The organism is Coprothermobacter platensis DSM 11748, assembly GCF_000378005.1.
GTDB classification, from domain to species: Bacteria; Coprothermobacterota; Coprothermobacteria; order Coprothermobacterales; family Coprothermobacteraceae; genus Coprothermobacter; species Coprothermobacter platensis.
The window spans coordinates 322,826-339,599 of the sequence record NZ_KB899040.1; the positions used below are offsets into that span (position 1 = coordinate 322,826).

At 43.1% G+C, this 16,774-nt stretch carries 17 protein-coding genes; 16 read left to right on the forward strand and 1 reads right to left on the reverse strand.

Annotated elements, in window-relative coordinates:
* The first annotated feature begins 5 nt into the window (after nucleotides 1-5).
* The 12 genes from D890_RS0101785 to ppdK are packed head-to-tail and all read left to right on the forward strand — an operon-like array spanning nucleotide 6 to nucleotide 12,435.
* On the forward strand, nucleotides 6-965 hold the full coding sequence (locus tag D890_RS0101785) for a PhoH family protein (RefSeq protein ID WP_018962822.1): 960 nt from the start codon (nucleotides 6-8) through the stop codon (nucleotides 963-965).
* On the forward strand, nucleotides 943-2,775 hold the full coding sequence (locus D890_RS0101790) for an HDIG domain-containing metalloprotein (RefSeq protein ID WP_018962823.1): 1,833 nt from the start codon (nucleotides 943-945) through the stop codon (nucleotides 2,773-2,775). The genes D890_RS0101785 and D890_RS0101790 overlap by 23 nt, the downstream gene beginning before the upstream one ends.
* On the forward strand, nucleotides 2,772-3,218 hold the full coding sequence (gene ybeY / locus D890_RS07505; RefSeq protein ID WP_018962824.1) for an rRNA maturation RNase YbeY: 447 nt from the start codon (nucleotides 2,772-2,774) through the stop codon (nucleotides 3,216-3,218). Before D890_RS0101790 ends, ybeY begins: the two co-directional genes overlap by 4 nt.
* On the forward strand, nucleotides 3,175-3,627 hold the full coding sequence (locus D890_RS0101800; protein ID WP_018962825.1) for a diacylglycerol kinase: 453 nt from the start codon (nucleotides 3,175-3,177) through the stop codon (nucleotides 3,625-3,627). The genes ybeY and D890_RS0101800 overlap by 44 nt, the downstream gene beginning before the upstream one ends.
* A 7-nt stretch (nucleotides 3,628-3,634) precedes the next feature.
* Nucleotides 3,635-4,051, forward strand: a complete 417-nt coding sequence (locus tag D890_RS0101805) for a cytidine deaminase (RefSeq protein ID WP_018962826.1) — start codon at nucleotides 3,635-3,637, stop codon at nucleotides 4,049-4,051.
* Entirely contained in the window at nucleotides 4,048-4,947 is a 900-nt protein-coding gene (era, locus tag D890_RS0101810; RefSeq protein WP_026291278.1) for a GTPase Era, read from the forward strand. The genes D890_RS0101805 and era overlap by 4 nt, the downstream gene beginning before the upstream one ends.
* Nucleotides 4,937-5,596: an endonuclease V gene (locus tag D890_RS0101815; RefSeq protein ID WP_040363476.1), complete on the forward strand. Its 660-nt coding sequence runs from the start codon at nucleotides 4,937-4,939 to the stop codon at nucleotides 5,594-5,596. Before era ends, D890_RS0101815 begins: the two co-directional genes overlap by 11 nt.
* Entirely contained in the window at nucleotides 5,574-6,227 is a 654-nt protein-coding gene (gene deoC, locus D890_RS0101820; protein WP_018962829.1) for a deoxyribose-phosphate aldolase, read from the forward strand. The genes D890_RS0101815 and deoC overlap by 23 nt, the downstream gene beginning before the upstream one ends.
* Nucleotides 6,220-6,876, forward strand: coding sequence for a recombination protein O N-terminal domain-containing protein (locus tag D890_RS0101825; protein ID WP_018962830.1), 657 nt, complete (start codon nucleotides 6,220-6,222; stop codon nucleotides 6,874-6,876). Before deoC ends, D890_RS0101825 begins: the two co-directional genes overlap by 8 nt.
* A complete protein-coding gene (glyQ, locus tag D890_RS0101830; protein WP_018962831.1) occupies nucleotides 6,876-7,751 on the forward strand; it encodes a glycine--tRNA ligase subunit alpha in 876 nt (291 codons plus the stop codon). The genes D890_RS0101825 and glyQ overlap by 1 nt, the downstream gene beginning before the upstream one ends.
* Complete coding sequence (glyS, locus tag D890_RS0101835) at nucleotides 7,751-9,757, forward strand: glycine--tRNA ligase subunit beta (RefSeq protein ID WP_018962832.1); 2,007 nt, start codon at nucleotides 7,751-7,753, stop codon at nucleotides 9,755-9,757. The genes glyQ and glyS overlap by 1 nt, the downstream gene beginning before the upstream one ends.
* A gap of 11 nt (nucleotides 9,758-9,768) precedes the next feature.
* Nucleotides 9,769-12,435 carry a pyruvate, phosphate dikinase gene (ppdK, locus tag D890_RS0101840; protein WP_018962833.1) on the forward strand — a complete coding sequence of 889 codons (2,667 nt, stop codon included), beginning with the start codon at nucleotides 9,769-9,771 and terminating at the stop codon, nucleotides 12,433-12,435.
* Between the two features lie 57 nt (nucleotides 12,436-12,492).
* On the opposite strand, the gene D890_RS0101845 is transcribed toward ppdK, so the two are convergent.
* On the reverse strand, nucleotides 12,493-14,241 hold the full coding sequence (locus tag D890_RS0101845; RefSeq protein ID WP_018962834.1) for a hypothetical protein: 1,749 nt from the start codon (nucleotides 14,239-14,241) through the stop codon (nucleotides 12,493-12,495).
* 153 nt (nucleotides 14,242-14,394) lie between these two features.
* On the opposite strand from D890_RS0101845, the gene coaD reads away from it, so the two are divergent.
* The 4 genes from coaD to rpmF are packed head-to-tail and all read left to right on the forward strand — an operon-like array spanning nucleotide 14,395 to nucleotide 16,768.
* Nucleotides 14,395-14,895 carry a pantetheine-phosphate adenylyltransferase gene (gene coaD / locus D890_RS0101850; RefSeq protein ID WP_018962835.1) on the forward strand — a complete coding sequence of 167 codons (501 nt, stop codon included), beginning with the start codon at nucleotides 14,395-14,397 and terminating at the stop codon, nucleotides 14,893-14,895.
* Nucleotides 14,892-16,091, forward strand: coding sequence for an acetate/propionate family kinase (locus tag D890_RS0101855; RefSeq protein WP_018962836.1), 1,200 nt, complete (start codon nucleotides 14,892-14,894; stop codon nucleotides 16,089-16,091). The genes coaD and D890_RS0101855 overlap by 4 nt, the downstream gene beginning before the upstream one ends.
* 5 nt (nucleotides 16,092-16,096) lie before the next feature.
* Complete coding sequence (locus D890_RS0101860) at nucleotides 16,097-16,576, forward strand: DUF177 domain-containing protein (RefSeq protein ID WP_018962837.1); 480 nt, start codon at nucleotides 16,097-16,099, stop codon at nucleotides 16,574-16,576.
* 3 nt (nucleotides 16,577-16,579) lie between these two features.
* A complete protein-coding gene (gene rpmF, locus D890_RS0101865) occupies nucleotides 16,580-16,768 on the forward strand; it encodes a 50S ribosomal protein L32 (RefSeq protein WP_018962838.1) in 189 nt (62 codons plus the stop codon).
* Nucleotides 16,769-16,774: the final 6 nt, after the last annotated feature.

Below are 16,774 nucleotides of genomic sequence, written 5' to 3' on the forward strand. Positions count from 1 at the left end.
CTAAGATGGGCATGAAGACCTACGACTTTAGAGAAGATGAGTGGTTACAATATAGTCCTATTCTGACGGGGTCAGAAGAACAGCTTAAGCTCTTGGAAAATTTCTTTCATGTGAAAATCGTAAATAGTCCTGAAGGAACGGCTATCACTGCGGAAGACGAGGATGATATAAGAGCTTTCATGGACTTCATTGAATCGCTTTCGAAGACACTTAGAGGGGGAGAAACGGTTAAGACAGAGGACTTAGAAAGGTTTTTGTCTTCTTTCAGGCAGTACGGTAAGCTGGTTTTGGGCAACGTTATTACGCTTAACGCACAAGGAAAGCCCATAAGGCCAAAAACAAAGGGTCAAGAGCTATTTGTTGATGCTATGGGCAAAAAGGATTTGGTTTTTGCTGTAGGCCCAGCAGGTACTGGGAAAACCTTTCTTGCTGTTACTTATGGTGTCGCTTTATTAAAGGAAAAAGCTGTTCAGCGTCTGGTTATTTCACGTCCCATATTGGAGGCAGGAGAAAAGATAGGTTTTCTACCTGGCGATATTTATCAGAAAGTTGATCCGTTTTTCAGACCTCTTTATGATGCTTTATTTGAGTTGATGGGTCCTGAGAAAACCCAGCGGTACATTGAAAGAGGTATTATCGAAGTTGCTCCATTAGCTTACATGCGTGGGCGGACTTTTGATAATGCATTTATCATTCTGGATGAAGCGCAAAATACAGGAAACGAACAGATGAAAATGTTTCTAACGCGCATGGGATTGGGTTCAAAGATGGTTGTTACGGGAGACATTACACAGATTGATCTACCAAAGCCAAAAGAATCTGGGCTCATAAGAGCTTTAGACATACTTAAAGGGTTTCCAGAAATATCCATTGTCAGACTTAGCGAAAGTGATATCGTGCGTCATCGGCTGGTGCAAAAAATTGTAAGGGCATACGAGGACTATGAAGAACAGAATCCGTTATAACGCCGTTGTTTTGCTTTGGATCTTGGGGATAGGCATACTGCTCCTTGGGCTGTTTCCTTTGAGAGCACCAGTGGAAAATGGTAAATTCACGCGTTCTGTACTGACAGATAGGAATTTGTCCATTAAGTATGGTGAAAGTGTTGAAAGTTCTGTTATGGTTAGTGATGAACTCACCGTAAAGTCATACGTGAGCTCACTAAGTAAATTGAGTGAACAGACAACAGATAACCAGCTTAGGCAGGCTATAGCATCGCTGAGCAAATACATTCAAGAGAAAGGCATTTATGAGACGGAAATACCCATAAAAAAAGAGTGGCTGAAGAGTACTTTCAACCTTAGCACAGATTTGTCGCAGAAACTTGAAAATGTGGTTAAAGATATAATCACGAAGCCTACATGGGTCGCTCGCCCTTTGGATGTTATAACAGCCATATCTTCTGCTGAAAATGTAGTTATCCCAGCTGGCACATTGGTGGCTCAAAAGGGTGATGTGGCACAAAGCGAACAATTGAAGGCACTAAACCTCATGGGACTTTGGGTTCCCGGAAAGCTCATATTGCCATTGAAGTATTGGATTTTTGTTATCGCTATGCCGATTATGTGGCTCATAATAGCTAATCGCAGTGACGTTTATAAGTCATATTCAGGCATCTTCTACTATATCTACGGCATTTTAGGTTCGGTTATGTTCCTGTATGCTTATCGTTTTTCCAGCTTGCTTATAGCTTTCCCACTTTTTGTCTTTGCATTCATGCTGTTTGCAGCGAAATTCTCTAAAGATGGCTTTTGGTCGCTTGTGATACCAACGACTGTCCTTGCTACGTTATCTGTTCCTTTGGATACATACAGTTGGATTGCTTTATTGTTGGTCGCTTTACTTATTTATAGTGTTAAGGCTAAGGTTTTCCAATATGAAACGATACTGAAATACGTTGGCTATTCGTTTTTTGGGTTAGCATTGCTGGAGATTTTGTGGTGCTTCGGCAACATGGTAAGGTCTCTAACGGGTGTTTGGTATGCGCTTACCTTGACGGTTATGGGTTTTCTAATCATAAGTGTTCTTATGGCTTTAACATTTTTGTGGGAAGAAAGAAAAGGCTTTTTAACGCCACTTACCATACTTAAGTTGAGCAACCTCAGGCATCCATTGCTTCAGCGATTAGCCATTGAGGCTCCGGGGACATACCATCATTCTATGGTTCTTGCTCAGATGTGTGAAGAGGGTGCTTCTGCCATAGGAGCAAACCGTATCTTAGCGCGTTTGGGAGCCATGTACCATGACATTGGAAAGACAAAGCAACCGCAATACTTCATTGAAAATAACCCAGGTGCCAACGATTTACACGAAAAGATGAGCCCAAGTTTGAGCATGCTTATACTGTTGTCTCATGTAAAAGAAGGTTTGGCTTTGGCCGAAAAATATAAATTGCCTACGAGTATAAGGGAGTTCATAGCAACGCACCATGGAACAAGCATTGCAAGTTTCTTCTACCATAAGGCAAAAACGAGTGGCGTAGAGGTGTCTGAAGAAGAATTCCGTTATCCAGGGCCGCTACCAAAGGGGAAGGAAGCTTCTATTCTCATGCTGGCTGATGGATGTGAGGCTGCAGTTAGGTCTTTGGATGAAAAAAATGAAAGTACTATCAGATCTACTGTAGATTCCATAGTGAAGTCACGACTGGATGATGGTCAGCTAAACAATTCTGAACTTACTTTTAAGGATATGAGCATTGTAGAAAATGTGTTCGTACGTGTTTTAACGGGGCTTTATCACCCGAGAGTCCAATATCCAGGAGGTGCCGAAACGTGATCGACGTAGGAAAGGAAGTCGCTGTGCCCAGAGGCGCCATAAAACTTACAAAGAACACTCTAAAGGCTTTAATGCAGCGTTTTGGGTTACAAAAAAAGGATGTTTCTGTTTATTTTTGTGATGAGCGCACCATTATGGATCTTAACAGCCAATACAGATTCAACGATGCACCCACAGATGTTCTTTCTTTTGCAGGTGAAGATGACTTTTTAGGTGAAATCATCATATGCGTTCCTGTGGCTTTAAGGCAAGCCCAGGAGAGCAACGTAGGTTGGCAAGTAGAGTTTGCCATGTTACTGATACACAGTTTCTTGCACCTATTGGGCTATGATGATGAAACAGAAGAGGGCTACAACGAAATGGTTTCCATACAAAACCAGATACTAAAGGAATTTGGGTATGAAGAATCAGCGATTAACAGACTCCTTCCGGACAGCCGCTAAAGGTTTTTACCAAGCGTTCCGCCGGGAGTATCATATAAAAGTAGCTTTCCTGCTCACATTCATTGCTGTAGTTTACAGCTGTGTACTGGGCTTAACGTTGGCAGAATGGACGACTGTGGTTGTGTTATCTGCCATGGTTGTTTCACTGGAAATGATGAACACAGCATTAGAGAAGCTGGCTGACGCTGTACATCCTGAATGGAGCGAGGAAGTTGGGCTATCCAAGGATTTGGCAGCAGGCGCTGTCTTGGTATCGGTGGGCGCTGCTGCTGCAGTTGGGTTTCCCATGTTCGTCAGCGCCTTTTGTAGGCGTTTCGCTGTTTCTTTAACATATGGTGTCCTGGTGAATTTAACACTGTTTATCATTGGAATAGGGTTGTTGCTCATTTGGGACATGTTTAGGAGGTAGGAAATATATGGCAGATGTGAACGACGTCGTTGAGAAATATGCGTCCTTAATAGACGCTGCTAAGCGCGCTCGAGAAAATGCTGTGGCGCCTTTTTCTCATTTTAGGGTTGGAGCTGCCTTACTTGGTAAGAGCGGCAAGGTTTACATAGGTGCAAATATGGAACCTGATGTGATGAACTTGGGCCTATGTGCTGAACGTACTGCCCTTTTTAGCGCATTGGCACAAGGCGAGCGCCAGTTTGAGGCAATAGCTGTTTATAGCGGAACAGATGAGCCTGGGTATCCTTGTGGGGCGTGCCGTCAAGTGTATTCAGATTTGGCTCCAGATGTCCTTTGGATACTTGTAGGCGATAAGCAGGTTAAAATAGAAAAGCTTGATGATATATTACCTAATCGTTTTGTTTTGGAGGACCTTAGGAGGTGAGTACCTTGTCAAAATCGGGCATCGTTTCTCTTGTAGGACGTCCTGGTGTTGGGAAATCTACGCTTTTGAATAGCTTGGTGAAGCAAAAAGTTTCCATTGTGACACCACGTGCTCAGACGACCAGAAGGCCTGTTAGGGCTGTCCTCAATACTGAAGGTGGTTCTCAAATAGTATTTGTGGACCTTCCGGGTGCTAAAAAACCGACAGATGCCTTAGGAGAATACATGTTCGACACTGTTTGGACGAATGTGGAAGAATCTGATTTGGCTCTGTTTGTAGTAGATGGTTCTTCTGTGCCACCTGGACCGGGTGATATTTATGTTGCCAGAGATCTGATGAAAACAGGCATCCCATCGATTTTGGTGATAAACAAGATGGATTTAGTACCACCTGATGCCATGGAAGAACGTGTGCGCATGTTCGAGTCTTTGGGAGATTTTGTAAGCACTGTTGCGGTCTCAGCACTTAGTGGTAACAATGTATCACAATTGGTAAGTGCTATTGAAGATCGTCTGGAAGAGGGGCCAACATTCTATCCAGAAGGAATGACCACAGATCAATCTATGGAAGCATTCATAGGCGAGATAATAAGAGAGAAAGTTATGCTGCTAACAGCAGATGAACTACCTTATGCTGTGGAATCACAGGTAGACTTCTTGGATGAGAGCACCGATATAGTGCGTATAAATGCAACCATTTATGTAGAGAGGGAATCACAGAAGCCCATAATCATAGGTGCTAATGGGCAAATGATCAAACAAATAGGTACCTTAGCACGTAAGGAATTGGAAAAGGTTCTGGGCAAGCATGTGTTTCTCGGACTATGGGTAAAGGTAAAAGAAAACTGGAGAAACAATAAAGAAGCTCTATATTACTTTGGCTACCATGTGGAATAAAGAAGGTTTTAAGAAAGCGCAGCTTGTTCTCGCAAACAAAGAAGAAACATTTACTCTTGACGAAGTACACACGGTTGCTGCATTTGATGTATCTTTTCAAGGGCACTTAGGTATAGGCGTAGCCGCCGTATTCGACTATTTTTCCTTAGACCTATTGGAATGCCAGACATTTGTATGTGAACCCTATGTACCTTATGTTCCAACATTTCTATCATTCAGGGAAATGCCTTATGTACTTGCTTTGTACTCACGTTTACAAAACAAACCTGATTTGCTACTGATAGATGGACACGGAAAAAGCCATCCAAGAAGAATGGGTATAGCTGTTCAAGCTGGCTTAGCGTTGAGAAAGCCTTCTATTGGTGTGGCTAAGCACTTGCTATATGGCGATATAGTAGACAGAGAAAGAGGAACATATGTAGTGGACCCTGTATCGCAAGATGTTCTGGCTTACGCATATAGAGAAAAGCCGAGATTCAATCCAGTTTTTATTTCAGTAGGTGCAGGCATACCCACTGTTGAAGACGCGGTAAATCTGGTTATGCCGTTGTTCAAAGGCCATCGAGAGCCAGAGCCTTTGAGGTATGTACACAATGTTTCTTTAAATGAAGGGAGGACACTTGTCCATGGATTACAACAGACTTATTGACCACACGTTATTGAAGGCAGAGGCAACAGCGGATCAAATAGAACAGTTATGCCACGAGGCAGTGCAGTATAACTTTTTCTCTGTTTGTGTAAATTCGGCTTATGTCCCGTTGGCAAGAAGTTTTTTGGATAACTCCGGTGTAAAAGTAGCCACCACTATAGGATTTCCTTTAGGAGCTTCAGCAACACGTGTAAAAGCTTTTGAGGTAGAAGAAGCATTAAAAAATGGCGCAGAAGAGTTTGACGTGGTCATCAACGTAGGGTGGCTCAAAAGCAAACTCTATAAACTTGTGCAGCAGGATATCGCAGACGTAGTGCAAGCGGCTTGTGGCCACACTGTAAAAGTGATAATTGAGACTTGTTATCTGACTGAAGATGAAAAGAAAATAGCATGTTCGCTGGCAGTTTCCGCAGGGGCACATTTTGTTAAGACGTCTACGGGGTTTGGGACTGGTGGAGCTACTGTTGAAGATGTAAAACTCATGCGTTCCATTGTAGGTCCAAACATAGGTGTTAAAGCTTCTGGCGGTATTAGAGATGCCGCTACATTGAAAGCTATGGTTGATGCAGGAGCTAATAGAATCGGTGCCAGTGCCAGCGTAAGAATTATGGAGGAACTGCGTATTGAATGAATTTGAAGAACAGTTCGCCATTCTGCAGAGGATTCCATATAAAGAAACTGATCTGCTTTTGTCTGTTTTAGGCAAGCACATCGGTAAAGACTTACTCACTGTTCGTTCTGGCAGAAAAATACCCAATAGGTGGAAGAGTTCTTTTTCTGAAGGGAGTATTTTGCTTGGCCGTATTATGAAAATAAAAAACTACAGCATACTTACAGGTGTTATCAACGAGCAGTATGTACCGGATAAATATCCTGTGTGGACTGTTTTGGCGCTTGAAATAATGGCTAAGATGCCTTCTTTAGACAGCTCGCTTTTTGAACTGCTAAGGCGCTTTTTGCAGTCAGAAGGAACGCGAAAAGATTTTGATCAGTTCCTGGTTTCTTTCATGGTTAAAGAAAGTTTACAGCCCAGCTTAAACAGCTGTGTTGTGTGCGGAGAACGAAGGGAATCATTTCCGATAAAAGCGAGTCCATACTTAGGCGGCTATGTATGTGAAAAATGCGGAACAGCAGAAACAGAAATTACCGTTGTGGATTACGAATCGTTGCTTCAGGCATATAAGAAAAAAGGCGAACTTACAGATAATATGCGTGCATTTTGGCTCGATTGTTTGGAATCTGAGCTTAATGCAAAACTTGTTTCCAGGGAGGGGTTATAGTGACTTTTCAAGAGCTTATTATGAAACTGACAGACTTTTGGATAAACCAAGGTTGTATCATGGCTCAGCCGTTCGATATTGAGGTGGGAGCAGGTACAATGAACCCCAACACATTTTTGAGAGTATTAGGGCCTGAACCATGGCGTGTGGTTTATGTAGAGCCTTCCAGACGTCCTGCCGATGGACGTTATGGGGAAAACCCGAATCGTCTTTACATGCATCATCAGATGCAGGTCATACTTAAACCCGCCCCAAGCAATGTTCAAGACCTTTATTTAAGATCGCTGGAGGCTATTGGCGTATCGCTAAAGGACCATGATATCCGGTTTGTTGAAGATAACTGGGAATCGCCAACTTTAGGTGCTTGGGGTATAGGATGGGAAGTTTGGTTAGATGGAATGGAAATCACCCAGTTCACATACTTTCAGCAGGCTGGCGGTTACGATTTAGATGTGGTTCCTGCTGAACTTACCTATGGTTTAGAGAGAATTTCAATGTACTTACAGGGTGTGGAAAATGTGTTTGACTTAAAATGGTCAGACAAAGTGACCTATGGAGAAATGCGGAAGCATGAAGAATATGAGCATTGCGTTTATGCTTTCGAAGAATCAGATCCTAAACAGCTTCGCGAATGGTTCGATTCCTATGAACGCGAGGCGTTGCATCTCATTGAGAAAGGGCTTGCATTGCCAGCTTATGATTATGTTCTGAAATGCTCTCACACGTTTAATTTGTTAGATGCGCGTGGCGGTTTTTCTGCCGCGGAACGAAGTTCTTATGTTTTGAGAATAAGAAAGCTGAGTAGCAAGATTGCAGGCCAATGGCTCAAACAAAGGGAAGAGGCTAACTTTCCATTAATGGGGAGGTGGAACTAATGGAGCTGCTTTTCGAACTTGGCTTTGAGGAAATGCCGCCTTCTCATTTAAAGGCGTTACGTGAACAAGTATTAAAGCGTTTGCCAGAGGTTTTCAGTGATTATGGTATAGCTTATAGTGATGTCCATACGTATCTGACACCCAGGCGTTTTGCGTTGATTGTTGATGGACTTCCAGAGAAGCAGGATGTGGTGGAAAAAACCATAAAAGGTCCACCCAGTTCTGCATGCTACATGCCTGATGGGAGCATAAAGCCCGCTTTGCAGAAATTCATGGATGCAAATGGTGTCACATCTGAAGATATACGCATCGTAGAAGAAAACGGCAAGAGTTATGTCTACGCATTTAAAAAAGAGGGTGGTAAGGACGTAAAAGCTATCCTCCCAGATGCTTTAAGGGAAATATTCACGGACTTATGGTTCCCTAAAACAATGCGCTGGGGAGACGGTTTTACCTTCGGAAGGCCTGTGAGGTGGATTGTATCTCTATTGGATGATCAAGTACTGGATATAGAGCTATTTGGAGTTCAAGCTGGCCGTTTGTCACGAGGTTTGCGTGTGTTTGGTCAGGATGTGGAAATCAATCGCATAGCGGAATATCTTCAAGAAGAGGAACAAAAAGGCATGGTCATCGTAGATGAAAACAAGAGGAAAGAGTCCATTAAGATGCAGGCACAAGAACTTGCTGCACGCTTTGGTGGAAAGCCTCATTTACCAGACACGTTGTTAGAAGAGCTCACCTACATTAACGAATTCCCTACAGGGTTCGTAGGCCATTTTGAAGAAGAATTCTTGAAGTTGCCTAAAGTTGTCTTGGAGACGGTCATGATACACCATCAACGGTACGTTGCTGTAGAAGGTGAAGATGGCGACCTCATGCCTTACTTTATCGGTTTCAGAAACGGCCCAGCAGAGAATGTACAGCAAGTCATAGTAGGAAACGAAAGGGTAATTAGAGCTCGTTTTTACGATGCACTCTTCTTCGTGGACGAGGACATAAAAAGGCCTTTGGCTGACAGGGTAAATGATTTAAATAGAATCAGCTTCTTGGGAAATTATGGAACATTGTTCGATAAGGTGAAAAGAGTCAAATCACTCTTGCGAGTTTTTAATAGGCAGGATGATGTGACGGCACAAAGACTTTGTGAACTTTACAACGCTGATTTAACGACGATGATGGTTCAGGAACTTCCAGAACTACATGGTTATATGGGTGCATTTTACGCAGAGCGTACAGGCATAGCACCGGAATTATCCCGTCTCATTGCTGAAGTAGTGGATAAACCTACGCAAGAGACGAGTGCATTGATAAAGGTATTGGATGCTTTGGACACGATTTTTGCGGGTTTTGATATGGGTTTTGTTCCTTCCGGTTCGTCAGATCCGCTGGGTCTAAAAGGGTTAGCTTTTGACGTGCTCAATGTTGTGTCAGCGTTTTTCCCCACATACTCCGTTAATGATTTAATCGCAGCGAGTGCTGATGTACTTGGCAAAGAACAACTTAAAGAAAAAGTTGAAGCCTTTTTCTTAGACAGGCTAAGCAGTTGGGTTCAATGCCAAGAAGTGCGTGTTAAGAATGCGATTATGGATAGAGCCTTATATAAACCATTGGGTCTTTTCCCTGTTTTAGTCGATGTACTTCAACCGTTTTGGACAGGGAATTTGGTTCAAACCATCGCTTTGGCTCATAGAAGAATTAGAAACATTTTAAGGAATCAGGATGGCGGCGTTTTTGATTCTGCGTTGGCTTCTGAGAATGATTTAAACTTGTATAACAGTATGCTTAACAACGGCTTAAGAATAGACTCTTTAAACGAACCGAGCAAAGATGCTTTAATGAAGGTGCTGGAATATTTAGCTGCGATCAGTGAAAACGTACACGAATATTTTGATAAGGAATTGGTCATGGCAGAGGACATAGATGTACGTAAAAACAGAATAGCTTTGCTTTCTGCAGTGGACAACTTGTTTAGCAGATTTGCCTATTTCGGCGATTTAGTAATGTAGGAGGGTGGATTATGGCAAAAAGCATTTACTTCTTTGATGATCCCGAACCAGTTGGACGCGAACTTCTGGGAGGGAAAGGTGCGGGCTTGGCGGAAATGACAAAGATTGGGCTGCCAGTGCCTTATGGTTTTACTATTACTACGGAAGTTTGTAGGGAGTACTACAGACTCGGTGGGAAGCTTCCTGAAGGACTTAGGGAAGATGTTATCCAGAGCATGCATAAACTGGAAGAGCGAACAGGCAGGAAATTTGGCGATACCAATAACCCGCTTCTTGTTAGTGTGCGTTCTGGTGCACGTGTGTCCATGCCTGGTATGATGGACACAATTTTGAACCTGGGGCTAAACGATGAGAGTGTATTGGGGTTGGCAAAACTAACAAATAATGAACGTTTTGCATGGGATAGTTACAGAAGATTCATCACCATGTTTGCAGACGTTGTCCTGGGCATATCCAAGGATGAATTCGAAAAAGTGCTGGACGAAGTCAAAGAAAAAGAGCACGTGAAATATGATGCTGAAGTTTCCGCGGAGGGTTTAAAAGACGTTGCGGCAAAGAGTAAAGAACTCGTTAAGCAAGTAACGGGGAAGCCATTCCCCATGGACGTGTGGGAACAATTGTTTATGGCCATAGAGGCTGTTTTCAAATCATGGAATAACCAGCGCGCCATTCTTTACAGGCAGCTAAATAACATTCCTGACGAATGGGGCACTGCGGTGAACATTGTCCAAATGGTGTTTGGCAACATGGGAGACGATAGTGGCACTGGCGTTGCGTTCACTCGTAACCCTGCTACCGGAGAAAAAGAACTTTACGGAGAGTATTTGACTAATGCTCAGGGCGAAGATGTGGTTGCGGGTATAAGGACACCGAAAGCGATAAAGGAAATGGCAAATGAATGGCCCAATACCTATGCTGAGCTCACACGTGTCGCTTCTTTGCTGGAAAAGAACTACAAAGATATGCAGGATATGGAGTTTACCGTTGAGAAGGGTAAACTTTATATGCTACAGACCAGAAGTGGTAAGAGGACTGCTCAGGCTGCCGTTCGAGTCGCCGTGGACATGGTCCATGAGGGTTTAATCGACAAGGAAACAGCTTTATTAAGAGTTAGTCCCGAGGATGTAAATCATCTACTGCATAAACGTATCGACCCCAACTCAAAAGGACAGCCTATCGCGGTCGGTTTAGCAGCATCGCCCGGTGCAGCAGTGGGGACTTTGGTTTTCAGCGCCGATGAAGCTGTAGCTGAAGCAGCAGCGGGAAAAAATGTTATTCTGTGCAGGCCTGAAACGACACCTGATGATTTACACGGTATGGTTGCCGCGCAGGGCATATTGACTACAAGGGGCGGTATGACGAGTCACGCAGCTGTTATAGCCAGAGGCATGGGAAAACCTGCTGTTACTGGAACAGAAGCTTTAAAACTCGATTCTGAAAATGGTGTTGTTCAGACACCTGGTGGCACGATTATTCGGCGTGGCGAAGTGGTTACCATTGATGGCAGTACCGGAGAGGTTTTCTTGGGCGCTTTACCTTTGGTTGAGCCTGAAGTGGGTGCCCATTTTGAAGAACTCTTAAGCTGGGCGGACGAGTTTAGAAAACTTGGGGTAAAGGCGAATGCTGACACTCCAGAGGATGCAGCTCTGTCGCGCAAATTTGGGGCAGAAGGTATCGGTCTTACAAGGACAGAACATATGTTCCTTGGCCCTGAGCGTACACAGATCGTCCAAGACATGATCATGGCTGAAACGACGGAAGAGCGGCAGGAACCTCTGCAGCGCCTACTGGAATTGCAGCGTAGTGATTTTATAGGCATATTAAAAGCCATGGATGGTTTACCAGTTACCATAAGACTTTTAGACCCACCTTTACACGAATTCTTGCCTCAACCTGAAGACCTTGCAAAGGAGCTTGACGAAGCAAAGAAGAAAGGCGCATCTGACACAGAAATCGCCAAATTAGAGCGTCTTTTAAGACGAGCTATCCAGCTTCAGGAACACAACCCCATGATGGGTTTTAGAGGTTGTCGCTTGGGTATTGTTTATCCTGAAATTTACGAAATGCAGGTAAGAGCAGTAGCTGAGGCTGCAGCACAGCTTAAGAAAGACGGATATAACCCGCGCTTCCAAATCATGCATCCCTTAGTTGGGACAGAAGCAGAAATGAAGTTCTTAGCGGACATGACTCACAGAGTCGTCAACGAGGTGCTTTCGGCCAATGGAGTGCAGCTCGATTATAAAGTGGGCACCATGGTAGAAGTGCCCAGAGCAGCTTTAGTTGCTGGCGATTTGGCTAAATACGCTGAGTTTTTCTCTTTCGGTACTAATGATCTTACCCAGCTTACCTTTGGTTATTCCAGAGATGATGCTGAAGGGAAATTCTTGGGTACTTATGTCCAGAAGGGCATTCTTCCAGAGGATCCATTTGTGAGCCTGGATAAGAGCGGTGTAGGTAGATTGATAAAATTAGGTGTTACGGAAGGTAGAGCTACCAGACCCGAACTTGAGGTCGGTATATGTGGCGAACATGGCGGAGATCCAAAATCTATAGAATTCTGCCATGAAGTTGGGTTAAACTATGTTTCTGCCTCGCCTTACCGTGTACCGTTAGCGCGTTTAGCGGCCGCTCAGATAGCCATAAAAGAGAAACGGGGAGAGATATTTAAAGACAAATAAGGATAAGCATCGCTTTAGAGAAGAAAGGAGCCTCTATAGAGGCTCCTTTCTTCTCTATTAAGGCTGTACCGTGTAAACGCTATTGCTGGCTGAGTCAACAGCTAAGTAATAAGTGAGCTTGACATCACCGTAAGCTCTGTTCAAAGGTATGAATAGGGTCTCGTTTATGATAAAGGGGGCACCCGTTGTCATTCCCATTGCTTGATACTGTTTTAAATAAGTGTTGACTTGTGTTGTTACCTGCGTATTATGTTCTATGAAGAGTTCGTTTATCCCTGTCTTGGGCACTTTATAGAAAACTACATGCTGTTGATTTAAGCTTCCCATGTAGATAACATTTCCTGGCAAAGTTAAACTGTCTATGACACCACGTTTCAAAGGCGTCATATCCAGCGTAACAACATTTCCTTTTTCTACACCATAGGAAAGCAACAGTTCTCCATTATCCTCGGTGAAGAAAAGTGTTTGGGGAGGTTTCGTGTATTGACTGGCAGATACCAGGTGATCATTACCTAAAACAAAGAAACGCTGCAAATCCGTCGTTTGTACCAGTCCTGTGTCTTCCATCTCTGTTATAAGTTTGCCTTCACTAACAAAATAGTGTTTTGGTGTTTCAGCCTTTGCGTTGGTTGCTTGAAAGTTGCGCGATGTCATGTCTAAGAAAAAACTTAGTGACCAGTCACACTGGGACGCTTGGCCAATTATGTGTTCGGTCACATTCATGGTTACAGACCAAAGTTTTTCAGTAACCGGCTCCGTTTGAAAATCAACATCCCTGGTTATGAAACGTTGTGAAGGAAAACTCTGCGCCGTACAGACTGACGACACGCCGCCGCGTACTAAGTTACTCACCAAATTATCATCGTTCTCATGGATTGCTAAGCTTAAGGCCTTTATCCAAGGAATAGGCTGGGCGTCTCTCTGAAATTCCAAACGTTTTACTGAAGCAGATGTGTTTTCCCATAAAGAAATATAAAGCCCATCATCCAGCGTAGACCACCAAACATCGCGTATATTCGCTTCGTACTTATCAGTTTCATAAATATCTTTTGTTGATCTGGTTTTCTCATCATAAATACTTACTTTCATTGTGGTGTTATTCGTTGAGACGAAGGCTACTACTGGAGAAGTTTTTGAACAAGACAGCATATCTACATTTTGTTTAGCAATATTGCTGACATTACGATTTACTAAATCGTAACTACTCATTATGTTGCCGTTGGCATAATATATTCTGGTCCCATCTGCGTTTATGCATGCTCGAGCTTGATCTGGAAGTATTCTTTCCAAGCGCCCGCTGAATATTGAGTATAGGTAAATCCCAGATGAATCGTTTTGTTCTCTTAACGTTGGGAAGGGCGAAAGACTGATGAGTATTACTCCGTTGTCAGTGCTCAAATCCAAGCTAATTATGGCTGCCTTTTCTTTGAAACTGACTAACGGTTTTGGAGAGAACCCTTGGCCCTGGTCCAAGTAGAAAACTTCTCCAGAGCGTGAAGCAACAGCGAGTGCGGTATCGTTGCCGAAATGATTAGCTGAGAACATCGACACGTTGTCCATAAGTATGGTAGGGTTTTTCTTGTTTGCCGAATAATAAAGTAGTTTACCGTCGGCACTAAGGCTGAAGACATTGTTTCCTGACCACCGTACTTCGCTGGTACTCAGATTCATAGATGCCACAGAACGGTAATCCACCAGCGACAAGCGTTTACCTTTTGTGCTATCGGATTTGATCTCGACAAAAAGAATGATAATTACGACAATAATGATGGGTACAAAAAGCCAAGATTTCTTGATGCTTTTCATCAATATTATATGTTAACCCATTTATTGGTTAAAAATAGTTCCAACGCTTATTTGTGGCTGGGCCTTATTGTGATAATCTTATAGATGTAAATATGCCTTCTATGAGTTTGTGAATGAATGGTATGTAAAACGACGTAAGGAGTTGGATGAAAAATGACTAAAGCGGTTTATCCTGGCACCTTTGATCCCATTACCCGCGGTCACCTGGATATTTTGATGCGCGCTGCAGATGTATTTGATCAGGTTACACTTCTGGTCCTCAGTAATACACAGAAAAAATCTATGTTTTGTTTAGAAGAAAGAGCTCGGCTGGCAAAGGCGGCCATAGACGAGTGTGGGCTTTTAGGTGGACGTAATATTATCGTGGATTCGTACGACGGTGTTACGGTTAGATACCTTGAAGAGCATGATATACGCGTTATTATTAGAGGTCTAAGAGCGGTAAGTGATTATGAATATGAAATACAGTTATTTCTGGCTAATAAGTATCTGGATCCGAAGGTAGAAACATTGCTCATGCCTACAAGTTTGAGATATCAATTCGTTTCATCGAGTTTAATGAAGGAGATGGTAAGTTTCGGATTGGATGTTTCAGAATTCGTTACACCCACGGTAGAACAAGCTCTTAGAGAAAAATTGGAGGTGAAACAATGAAGATTTTGGTGCTCAATGCGGGCAGCAGCTCGCTAAAATTCCAGCTTTTCGACATGGAAGATGAATCCGTTATGGCTAAAGGTATCGTTGAAAGGATTGGTCTTCAGAAACCGTCTATGACATACACCGCAAAGGAAAAAACGAAATTTGAAAAAGATGAACCTATAAGCCATAAGGAAGCACTTCAATGGGTATTGGATACGTTGACATCCACTGATCACGGTGTCATTTCATCACTTGATGAAATAGGTGCCGTGGGACACAGGGTTGTTCATGGTGGAGAAGACTTCACGGGTTCGGTGCTTATCGATGACAAGGTTATTGAATCACTGGAACGAAACAAGAATTTAGCACCATTGCACAACCCACCAAATCTAACAGGTATTTACGCTACTCAAACTGTTTTACCAAATGTTCCCATGGTCGGCGTATTTGATACGGCTTTTCACTCTACTATGCCTGAAAAAGCTTACCTTTATGGTTTGCCCATAGAGCTTTATGAGAAATATAAAGTGAGACGTTATGGCTTTCACGGGACCAGCCATCATTATGTAGCTCAGGAGGCTGCACGACGTTTGGGCAAAGATATAAAAGACTTGAAAATAATAACCGCGCATTTGGGAAATGGTGCGTCAGTTTGTGCTATAAAGGGTGGGCAGTCCATAGATACGTCCATGGGATTTACGCCTCTGGAAGGATTAGTTATGGGCACACGTTCTGGAGACATAGACCCGGCCATTGTCATTTGGATGATGCGAGAGCTTGGTATGAGCTATGACGAAGTGGATAACGTGCTTAATAAGAAAAGCGGCATTCTTGGTTTAGTTCGTGGAAGAAGCTATGATATGCGGGACATTGAAGACTGGATGGCAGCAGGAGACGAGGAAGCTCGCCGCGCCATGGATGTATACTGCTACAGGCTTAAAAAGTATATTGGCTCTTATGCTGCTGTCTTAGGTGGCTTAGACGTTTTGGTGTTTACAGCAGGGGTGGGCGAAAACTCTCCCATTTTAAGAGAAATCGTTTGCGACGGTCTGGAATTCTTGGGGATCAAGATTGATAAAGAGAAGAACAATGTTAAAGGCGATGCTATAATAAGCGCCGCAGATTCAAAGGTAACTGTGATGTCCATAAGAACTGATGAGGAACTCATGATTGCCAGAGACACTTATAGGATTGTGAGGGGATTGAAATAAGCGAAATGATTCTTGACTTGAATACGGTCAGGCGGCAAAAAGGCTATGCAAAGATTGATTTACCTGATTTGCAAGGCCACTTAAGCTTGCCTTATGAAATTAAAAACTTGATCGGTTCAATAGAAGTTAACCAATGGGAATTTGAAAAGTTTGATTTATTGATTGATGGATCAGTGGATGTGCTGGTTCCATGTGACCGTTGTGGACAGATGTATTGGCAACATGTAACGCTTGATGATAAAGAGCTTTTTGTTATCGGTCATGAACCTAACCGAGAGGGTGAAGAGAAGCATCTCTCTGAGGACGATATTTCAACATTCTACACGCCCAATGGACGCGTGGATGTGATAGAATTGTTGAGCGAGTATATTCTTAACAGTTTACCCAGCAAGCTCGTTTGTAGTGACGAATGCGCTGGGCCTGAAGAATTATTGCAAAAGTTAGAGTTTATTGATCTCATATTAGAAGACCAAGGAGGTAAATAAATAATGGGTGCACCAAAGAAGAAACCAACACAGATGAAACGAGATCAAAGAAGGGCTCATATCAAAGCAAGTGTTCCGAATTTGATTGAGTGCCCTCACTGCCATGAGCTTATCCCTTCTCACACTGTTTGCCCAAATTGTGGTTGGTATGCAGGTGAGGAAAAGATAAAAGTAGAAAAAGAAAAGGATTAGCGAGAG

Coding starts and splice junctions, on each gene's coding strand:
- D890_RS0101785 (WP_018962822.1), top strand. CDS start 6: ATGGGCATGAAGACCTACGACTTTAGAGAAGATGAGTGGTTACAATAT.
- D890_RS0101790 (WP_018962823.1), top strand. CDS start 943: ATGAAGAACAGAATCCGTTATAACGCCGTTGTTTTGCTTTGGATCTTG.
- D890_RS0101800 (WP_018962825.1), top strand. CDS start 3,175: ATGAAGAATCAGCGATTAACAGACTCCTTCCGGACAGCCGCTAAAGGT.
- D890_RS0101805 (WP_018962826.1), top strand. CDS start 3,635: ATGGCAGATGTGAACGACGTCGTTGAGAAATATGCGTCCTTAATAGAC.
- D890_RS0101815 (WP_040363476.1), top strand. CDS start 4,937: ATGTGGAATAAAGAAGGTTTTAAGAAAGCGCAGCTTGTTCTCGCAAAC.
- deoC (WP_018962829.1), top strand. CDS start 5,574: ATGGATTACAACAGACTTATTGACCACACGTTATTGAAGGCAGAGGCA.
- glyS (WP_018962832.1), top strand. CDS start 7,751: ATGGAGCTGCTTTTCGAACTTGGCTTTGAGGAAATGCCGCCTTCTCAT.
- ppdK (WP_018962833.1), top strand. CDS start 9,769: ATGGCAAAAAGCATTTACTTCTTTGATGATCCCGAACCAGTTGGACGC.
- D890_RS0101845 (WP_018962834.1), bottom strand. CDS start 14,241: ATGAAAAGCATCAAGAAATCTTGGCTTTTTGTACCCATCATTATTGTC.
- coaD (WP_018962835.1), top strand. CDS start 14,395: ATGACTAAAGCGGTTTATCCTGGCACCTTTGATCCCATTACCCGCGGT.
- D890_RS0101855 (WP_018962836.1), top strand. CDS start 14,892: ATGAAGATTTTGGTGCTCAATGCGGGCAGCAGCTCGCTAAAATTCCAG.
- D890_RS0101860 (WP_018962837.1), top strand. CDS start 16,097: ATGATTCTTGACTTGAATACGGTCAGGCGGCAAAAAGGCTATGCAAAG.
- rpmF (WP_018962838.1), top strand. CDS start 16,580: ATGGGTGCACCAAAGAAGAAACCAACACAGATGAAACGAGATCAAAGA.